We start from the raw sequence: 8,777 nt of genomic DNA, 5'->3' as shown, positions 1-8,777 counted from the left end.
TGCTGCCGTTGACCCTGACGTCAACGGGTGTTCTGCCGCAGCCATTTGTTCCAGGCGGCTTCGCTGCCGTTGAAGACGTTGATGTCGGACTTGCCGGTCATGCCGGGAACGATGCCGGTTCCGGTGTACTGCCAGAAGGTGAAGGGGTGGCTGCCGTATTTCTCACGCGGATGGCCGGCGACGGAACGCAGCCAGTAGGGATAGCCGCGGAACCCTGACAGCCCGTTGTCGTCGAAGAAGTCGACGGAAGTGTAGATGATCGGCTTCTTGCCGTAATGGCGTTCGACGATTTCGAGGAAGGTGGTCATCTCCGCGCGCACCGTGGCGGCGTCGGGACGCAGCCTGCAGGTCGGCGATTGCGGGTTCCATTCCATATCGAGGACCGGCGGCATCGCCGAGCGATCGACGGGGACGTTGCGGATGAACCAGCGCGCCTGAACGGCAGCCGGGGTGCAGAAATAATAGAAATGATAGGCGGCTCGCGGAATCCCGTTGGCCTTCGTGCGCGCCCAATGCTCGCTGAAATACTCGTCGAAACGGTCGCCGCCCTCGGTCGCCTTGATGAAGGCGAAGGAGATGCCGCTGGCCCTGGCAGCCGGCCAGTCGACCGAGGTCTGGTATTTGGAAACATCGGTGCCGTGGACGGCATAGTTCCACGGCGCGCCGCTCTCCCATTCATGCGGCTTGGAGTCGGCAAAGCGCGGCGCGCGCACGGCAACCGTCGGGCTGCTCGAAGCGGATGGCGACAGCGGCGAGAGATCGTCGACGGTCGAGCAAGCACCAAGCAGCGCTAGCATGATCAGGCCCGCAAGACGGCGCATCGCAATTCCCGAGCCGGATTCAGCCGGTCGCTGATGGGTCTCTACACTGATGGCCTGCTTTGTGATCGGGCCCCCTCCGAACGATCGCCCCACAGCATCGCTCAGCATATCCTGTGATCGCCGATCATGGTTGATAATCCGTTGATGGCGCTCGACAAGCATTGTGATTTGCGGAAGCAATGGCGGCAAATCGATGACATAAGGGTCGCGCAGGGCCCGGAGGAAATAAATGCGGATCGTGGTCAAGATCGTCAAATGGCTGCTTGGCCTGATCGTCCTGGCGGTCGCAGCACTTTTTGCCTGGCTTTATATCGCGCCACCGGAGTTGATCAGGGTCGGCTCGGGCTACTCGGCCAAGATCGTCTGTTCGAACGTTTTTATCGCCGGCCGCGATCCCAATGAGGTGCTGGCCGTCGACGTGCAGGCACCCGGGCATCCCCTGCTGCGGTTAATGCGGGTTTCGGTGGACAAGAACAGGGGAACGGTGTCTGCCGGCCTGTTCGGTTTCCTCGGCAAGAGCGTCGCCGTAGCCCGCGACGGGCTTGGCTGCGCTTCGGTTCCGGACGGCGACGTAGGAAAGGTGCGGCGGACCGCGATCCAAGCGGAGCCGTCCGCAGTCACCATGGGCGACCTGTGGCCGGAAGGCGAACGGGTCGAGGCATCACAGGATCCGGTTGTTGCCAAGCTGCTGGATGATGCGGCGCTGATCGGCACCGGCATGCGCGCGGTGGTGGTGGTCAAGAATGGCCGTGTCGTCGCCGAGCGCTACGGCGATGGCTTTTCCGCCAGGACGCCGCTGCTCGGCTGGTCGATGACCAAAACAGTGAATGCCGCCATCGTCGGTACGTTGGTCAAGGACGGCAAGATGGCTTTCGACAACAAAAACCTGTTCGCGCCGTGGAAGGCGGACGGCCGCGCCGCGATCAGCCTTGCCGACATGATGGCGATGTCGAGCGGGCTGGAGTTCAACGAGGATTATGGCGACGTCGCCGACGTCACGCGCATGCTCTATCTCGAACCTGACATGGCGGGCTTTGCCGAATCCAAGCCGCTGGCTGCAGAGGTCGGCAAACAGTTTTCCTATTCGAGCGGCACGGCGGTGATGCTGTCGCGCCTCTGGCAGGACGCGGTCGGCGACAAGGCCAGGGCGCTGACGTGGCCGCGCACGGCGCTATTCGAGCCGCTCGGCATGCACAGCGCGGTGCTTGAAACGGACGAGCAGGGCACCTTCGTCGGCTCGTCCTATCTCTACGCGACCGCGCATGACTGGGCGCGCTTCGGCCAGTTCCTGCTGCAAGGCGGGGTGTGGAACGGCAACCAGATCCTGCCGGCCGGTTTCGTCGACTGGATGCGCGAGCCGGCATCCGCCTCGAAGGTCTACGGCAAGGGCCAATTGTGGATCGAGGCCCCGGGCGATGAGGAAAACCCCGGCGCCGGCGTCGCGGCAGGCCTGCCCAAGGACACGTACTGGATGGAAGGCCATGACGGGCAGACGGTTGCCATCATTCCCTCGGAGCAGTTGGTGGTGGTGCGGCTGGGGCTGACGCCTGCCAAGCTTGGCTATCGGCCGCAGACGATGGTGGGGGCGCTGATGAAGGCGCTGCATTAAGGTGCATTGACATTCAGGTGAGGTCGGCCTGCAAATGGCGGTTTCACCTTGGCTAGCCGCGCGGCCCGATAACCGCCAGCCAGGCATAGCCGCGATAAAGCGTGCCGAAACGGAAGCTTGCGCCGGTTCGCCGAGATTCCGATTCCAGCACTTCGCGCAACGATTCACGCGGCGCGACGTGGAATTTTTTCAGCCAGCCGCGCAGCAGCGCACGGAACCAGCCGGGCAGCCCTTCCTGCTGGCCGAAATCGACGATGTGCAGCGAACCGTTCGGCGACAGGGCGGCAAGTGCCGCCGATACTGTTTTTTCCCAGCCGGGGATCATCGACAGCGAATAGGACACGAAGACACGGTCGAAGCGTTCGACATCGAAGAGTGCCCGGGCATCGAAATCGGTGGCATCGCCCCTAGCCAATATGACGCGACCGGACAGGCCCTCGCGGTCGATCGCCTTTCCGGCCGTCTCCAGCATTTCGGCCGAAATATCGAGGCCGAAAAAGCGCGCGTCGGGATAGTGACGGGCGGCGAGGATGACGTTGCGGCCGGTGCCGCAGCCGAGTTCCAGCACGGTGCCACCGGCAGGCACGTCGAGCCCCGAGATCATTGGGTCGCGGCCGAGCAGGTAGTATTTGCGGGTCAGGTCGTAGATGTGGCGCTGCCAGCGGTAGACGCCGTCCATCAGTTCGGCATGATTGGCCTTGAATTCGGGGCTGGCCGGCAGCTCGCTGCTGCTCATGCCGCGCGCTTTACGTAGAGATGGAAGCCGCCATAGATGGCCGAGCGGTCGCGGGCCGAAAATTCCCGCGAAGCCTGGTCCTGATAGTCCCATTGGTCGAGCAGCGAGCTGGAGACGCGACCCGGCAGCAGGCTGGGCTCGGCGGCGGTGCGGAAGATGACGCGGGCGCCGGCCGAAGCCGTGCGGGTGATTTCCGCCCACAGCGCGTTGAGCTGATCGTCGGTCATCCAGTCCTGTGCGTCGAGCAGGACGAAGCGGTCGACCGCGCCTGCATCCTTGCCGGCGAGAAACTCGATCAGATTGGCATGGTGGATGGCGACGCGGCCGACATTGCCGCGGATGGTCTCGTAATTCTGCTTTTCGAGATAGGCGGGCAGGGCGGCCTCGCCGGGGTTCGGATAGCGGCGGGCAAAGGCCTGCCAGGCGAAGTAGTTATTCTCCAGCGGAAAATCGCAAGCGAGTTTTTCCAGCCGGGCTTTCAGCACGCTGGCCATGGTGCCGTCGCCAGAAGTGATCAGCGAATCGTACTGCGCCGGTGGAATGCCGAGGCCGAACAGCGAAGCCTTGCGCGACGTCGCCCATCTCAAAAGCTTGTTGTCGAAGACCGGCGCCAACTCCTCGTTGAAGAAGCGGCGCTGCTCGCCGATGTTCCTGGCCTGCATGATGCCGGCTGGGTCGACGCCGAAGAATTTTCCCGTGCGATGGCCCATGGCGATGAACAAGCCGAGCAGGCCGGTCTGGTAGAAATTGCGGTCGAACACAGTGATGCGACGGCGCCCGCGCCAGTTGCGGCGCTCCCAGTAGTGACGGCTGACAGGATCGAGATGCGGCGCGATGAAACGGTCATACGCTTTCGAATTGTGGCTGGTGTCGGCGGCGCCGAAGAAGCGGAACAGATCGCCCTGCGATGGCAAATGGCGCACCGCCTCCAGCTTCATGCGGTTCAGCGCGATGTGCGCGGTGTTGAGGTCGACGGCGTCGACCCGGGCCGGCGAGCGCGTGAGGTAGGCCAGGATGTTGCAGCCGCCGGAGGCGATGGTGACGACGCGGTGGCCCTGGCCAAGCTGCATCGCCTCCATGTCGACATCGGGGTCTTCCCAGATCTGCGGATAGACGAGGCCGGAGAACAGGAAGGCGAACAGCCGCTCCGAAATGCCGGCCTTCGACAGCGGGCGGTTCTGATAGACGGCCTTTCCAACTTCCTTGCCGCGGCGAAAAACCAGATCTGCGGAAACGTCCGTCATGGCAAGATGATTCCCCATTTGCTTTGCCGCAAGCGGGTAGCGCAGGCTCATGACAGGCCGGTGACAGCCGGTTGACGCCGGTCGATCCTTGCTGATCTCGATAATGTCTTCGAAAGTGCGGCGGTGCGCGTCTCGACATGGACCGCGCGCTTTTTCATCGAATCTGATTGCAAATAGTCATACGTCGGCCGGCTTCGGCAAGCAGGCCAACAGGACCAGTGCGCTCGATGAAGGGGTAGAGTTGCGAAGCCCGGTTGGAAGTTGTGTCGCCACAACGCTATATTCCGTGAACTGAATGTACGACAGCAGCAAGCTATACTCGACAGTCAGGAAGCCGCGCATGCTTGTCTTTTGGCGAGTCGGCATCCAGGCTGCGACATTGTCGTGGCAGAAATATTCCGGGGGTCGCCATTTCCCGATTTCACCCCCGCCAGCGGGACGATGCCGCCGGAGGGCCGATATACGAAGAGGTCTGTCGCCAGATCGGCAATCTTTTTATCTGAAGATGGTTCGTCCTTCTAGCCCTCTTTTTTGCGAAAAACTTCGTTTATCCCACGGTTTGATTTGATTGCATCCATTAATTTTGGAATCTGGTCCCAATATTCGCTGTAAGAAAAGCAATCTATTAGTTTACTGAACGCATACCACGTGTTTATTTTTTCCGGATCGTCTTTATTTTTGTTTTGGAAAATTGATTGTGCTTCTATGGATAGTTTTTCAAGATGCTCTTCCAGGGAATTGAATTCCCAGTCATCTAAATTCCCATCACCGGTTCTTCTAAGAGATTGTTCCTCCGAAATTCTCCCCGACACTTTAGTGATTTTCATAGCAGTTTTTATAATTTCATCTTCGCTTTTAGCCGTATGAAGGGCAAGGACGGTCACGAGATTCAGCATTTCGCTATGTCTAAACAAAATTGAACGTCTAGGAATTTCTCTTGTTTCTTGAACTCTCTCCATCTCTTTCACTGTTTCCTTGGAAACCAGTTCTTCGTCCTCGCTGGATACGAAGGCTAAAAAGCGCGATGGCGAATATGCGTAGAACAACTGGCCAGTCGCTTCGAAAAACTCGTGCCTGAGTTCAGGCCTTGGTCCCAGGGTCTTGCCATCATGTCGTGCCCACCAGTCTTCTTTGTTATCGTCAGTGACAAAAAGGACCGGAAGCTGAGCCGACTTTGCCTTGTCCTTCATTTCAGCCCAAATCAGATAATCGCCCGGACGGCCTTTGTCTTTATAACCGGGGGGGATTTTCGCATCGAAACGTCGCAGCGCTTCTTTCCGTCGCTGTTCGATGTCGACTGGTTGCTTCCCTACCTTTCCATCGAAGATGTCAGTAACGTCCTTGAAAACCGATAGAGCTTCAGGAAGCTGCTTTACGGCAGTTTCAACTTCAAGGGTCAGGCGCTCGAAGAACTTGCCGATCTCGTCCATAGAGGATCCTTGGGGCCAAGGATCGAATCTGGAGAACGCGCCAATTGCCCCTTCGACCTCATTGCGTTTCTTTAGCAGCTCATCTTTTAGCTTCTGATATGCCGCTCTATTGGTCGAATCAGCATCGCGCCCGTCTGCCTGGAACTCTGCACCGGCCTGATGAGGCAACCACAGTCTATCCCCAAATGACCTAAATGCAGCAAGGACTTCCGCCCGTCTAGCGGGCATAAATCTGAATAGGTGTAATAAGACATTTGTATCCGGGACCAGAAGTCCCGTCTTCCAGATCTTGTCTAATTCCTTTTTGGTGGGCTCGTAAAACCCATGAAAAATCTTCCGCATCCAACCCCCCGGAGTCGAAGCCATTACAACATCGCTGTGAACATTGAAGCAAGCGAGACTTGTAGAGAAATGCCTTTCGAAACCTTTTCTTACCGTGTGAACGGCTCGCTATTGTCGAATGGTAGCGTATAGCGGAATCCTGAATGGTTGCGGTCCCACGTGCCCTAGAATGTCAGAATGCTCCGATGGTGCGGGGAAGTAGGAGGTGGCGATCACAGCCGCTATCATCTGCGCAATAGCCTACTAGGCTAGCATCGCCGCCGAATAGCTGGTGATAAATGCGGCCGGGAGGCGCGAGCCAGTCAAGCGGTTTCAGGCCTTGCCAAATCCCCCCGGCGTCGGCGTCGTCAGGATGACGGCGTCGCCGGCCTGCAACATGGTCTGGTCGCAGGCTTTCAGCAGGTCGATCGTGCCGTCCTTGCGGCGGATCTTGGTCGAGCCGACCTCGCCGTCGCCGCCTCCGTCCAGCCCTTGCGGCGGCCGGTTGCGGTGCGAGGACAGGATCGCGCATTCCATCTTTTCGAGGAAGCGGATGGTGCGTTTGGTGCCGTCGCCGGCGCTCCATCTGCCCTTGCCGCCGGAATCTTTCCGGATGTGGAAATCCTCGAGCAGAACGGGAAAGCGCAGCTCCAGCACTTCGGGATCGGTGAGGCGCGAATTGGTCATGTGGGTGTGGACGCCGGAGGTGCCGGCAAAGCCGCGGCCCGAGTTCATCCGGCCGGCCGGCGAGCCGGAGCAGATCGTCTCGTAATATTGATACGTCTTGTTGCCGAAGGTCAGGTTGTTCATCGTGCCTTGGGCGTTGGCCATGGCGCCCATGGCGCCGAACAGCGCGTTGGTGACATGCTGCGAGGTCTCGACATTGCCGGCGACGACGGCGGCGGGGTAGGCGGGTTTCAGCATGCAGCCATCGGGAATGATGATGTTGATGGGCCGCAGGCACCCGGCATTCATCGGGATCATATCCTCGACCATGACGCGGAAGGCGTAGAGCACGGCGGCGCGGGCCACCGGCTCGGGCGCGTTGAAATTGTTCTTCATCACCGGCGAGGTGCCGGTGAAGTCTACCGTCGCCTCGCGCTTTTGCCGGTCGACCGTGATCTTCACCTTGATGATCTGGCCGGTGTCGGTCGGGTATTCGTACTCAGAACTATCCGGCAGCCGCTCCAGCACGCGGCGCACGCTTTCGGCGGCATTGTCCTGGACATGGCCCATATAGGCCTCGACGACATCGAGGCCGAAATGGGCGACCATCTTGCGCAGTTCGGCTACGCCCTTTTCGTTGGCGGCGATCTGCGCCTTGAGGTCGGCGATGTTCTGGTGCGGATTGCGGGCCGGATAGCGGTGATCGGTGAGCAGCGTTTCCAGCTCCTTCTCGCGGAAGCGGCCACGGTCGACGATGCGGAAATTGTCGAACAGCACGCCTTCCTCGTCGACCGTGGTGGCGAGCGGCGTCATCGAGCCGGGTGCCGTGCCGCCGATATCGGCGTGATGGCCGCGCGAGGCGGCCCAGAACAGGATTCTTTCCTTGGCATCATCGAAGACCGGCGTCACGACAGTGATGTCCGGCAGATGCGTGCCGCCATTGTAGGGTGCGTTGAGGGCAAAGACGTCGCCGGGGTGGATGTCGCCGGAATTCAGCCGGATGATGGTTTCGACCGAGCGGTCCATCGAGCCGAGATGCACCGGCATGTGCGGCGCATTGGCGACCAGCGCGCCGGTCCGGTCGAAGACGGCGCAGGAAAAATCCAGCCGTTCCTTGATGTTGACGGAATAGGCGGTGTTCTGCAGCGTGACGCCCATCTGCTCGGCGATCGACATGAAGAGGTTGTTGAAGACCTCCAGCATGACCGGATCGGCCTCGGTGCCGAGCGCTGCCTGCCGGCGCTTTTTCTCGACGCGGTGCAGGAGCACGTGGTTCCTGGCGGTGATTTCGGCCAGCCAGCCCGGCTCGATGACGATTGTCTGGTTCGGCTCGATAATCAAGGCAGGTCCCGCAACCCTGTTTCCCGGCTTCAGCGCCTCGCGGCGGAAGATGGGTGAAGTGCGCCACTCTCCCTCGGTGAAGATTTCGCGGGTCTGTGAAGGGCTTACGGCAAGGTCTTCGGTTCGCGATTCAGTTTCGTCGCGCCCAGTGCCGCCGGTGTCGGTGCCTTCGACGCCGACGGTCTCGACGATCATCGGCTTGTCGTCATAGACGAAACCGAACTGCGCCTTGTGGGCGATTTCAAAATCGCGCCTGGCCTGGAAAATCGAATCCGCCTCGAAATTCACCGGCAGTGTCGTGTCGGTGCCGTCGTAGCGAATGTGCAGCACCGGCTTCGTGGCGACCGTATCCTCGCCGATGCCTTGCGCCGCGAGTTCTGCGACAACGGCTTTCCTCAAGATGGCAATGAGGTTGCCGATCTCCGTTCTGGACTCTTCGGCAAGCGGTTTCAGCAGCGCCTGCTGGCGCGAGGCAAAGACCGAGGACAGGCCGATGCCATAGGCCGACAGAAGACCTGAGAAGGGATGGATCAGCACCGCTTCCATGCCGAGCGCATCGGCGACCAGGCAAGCGTGCTGGCCGCCGGCGCCGCCAAAACAGTTCAAGAG

Annotated in this window: 6 protein-coding genes; 1 reads left to right on the top strand and 5 read right to left on the bottom strand. The window is 60.2% G+C overall.

Annotation, left to right across the window (positions count from 1 at the left end):
- Window positions 1–20 precede the first annotated feature (20 nt).
- Window positions 21–821, bottom strand: a complete 801-nt coding sequence (locus EN994_RS08580) for a GH25 family lysozyme (protein ID WP_013530938.1) — start codon at window positions 819–821, stop codon at window positions 21–23.
- A 229-nt stretch (window positions 822–1,050) separates the two neighbouring features.
- Here EN994_RS08580 and EN994_RS08575 point away from each other — a divergent pair, with 229 nt between their 5' ends.
- Complete coding sequence (locus tag EN994_RS08575; RefSeq protein WP_063168488.1) at window positions 1,051–2,430, top strand: serine hydrolase; 1,380 nt, start codon at window positions 1,051–1,053, stop codon at window positions 2,428–2,430.
- A gap of 52 nt (window positions 2,431–2,482) precedes the next feature.
- On the opposite strand, the gene EN994_RS08570 is transcribed toward EN994_RS08575, so the two are convergent.
- From EN994_RS08570 to EN994_RS08555, 4 genes are all read right to left on the bottom strand, one after another.
- Window positions 2,483–3,166: a class I SAM-dependent methyltransferase gene (locus EN994_RS08570; protein WP_063168487.1), complete on the bottom strand. Its 684-nt coding sequence runs from the start codon at window positions 3,164–3,166 to the stop codon at window positions 2,483–2,485.
- Window positions 3,163–4,461: a DUF3419 family protein gene (locus EN994_RS08565; protein WP_063168486.1), complete on the bottom strand. Its 1,299-nt coding sequence runs from the start codon at window positions 4,459–4,461 to the stop codon at window positions 3,163–3,165. The genes EN994_RS08570 and EN994_RS08565 overlap by 4 nt, the downstream gene beginning before the upstream one ends.
- A 467-nt stretch (window positions 4,462–4,928) precedes the next feature.
- Window positions 4,929–6,182: a PIN-like domain-containing protein gene (locus EN994_RS08560; protein WP_127224136.1), complete on the bottom strand. Its 1,254-nt coding sequence runs from the start codon at window positions 6,180–6,182 to the stop codon at window positions 4,929–4,931.
- Between the two features lie 312 nt (window positions 6,183–6,494).
- The coding region (locus tag EN994_RS08555) for a hydantoinase B/oxoprolinase family protein (RefSeq protein WP_206530387.1) at window positions 6,495–8,777 on the bottom strand (2,283 nt) is incomplete at its 5' end.

Origin of the sequence: Mesorhizobium sp. M7A.F.Ca.CA.002.09.1.1, from assembly GCF_003998555.1 — a bacterium.
Lineage (GTDB): Bacteria > Pseudomonadota > Alphaproteobacteria > Rhizobiales > Rhizobiaceae > Mesorhizobium > Mesorhizobium ciceri.
Note: the sequence above shows the minus strand (reverse complement) of the source record. Positions and strands in the feature narration are given on the sequence as shown.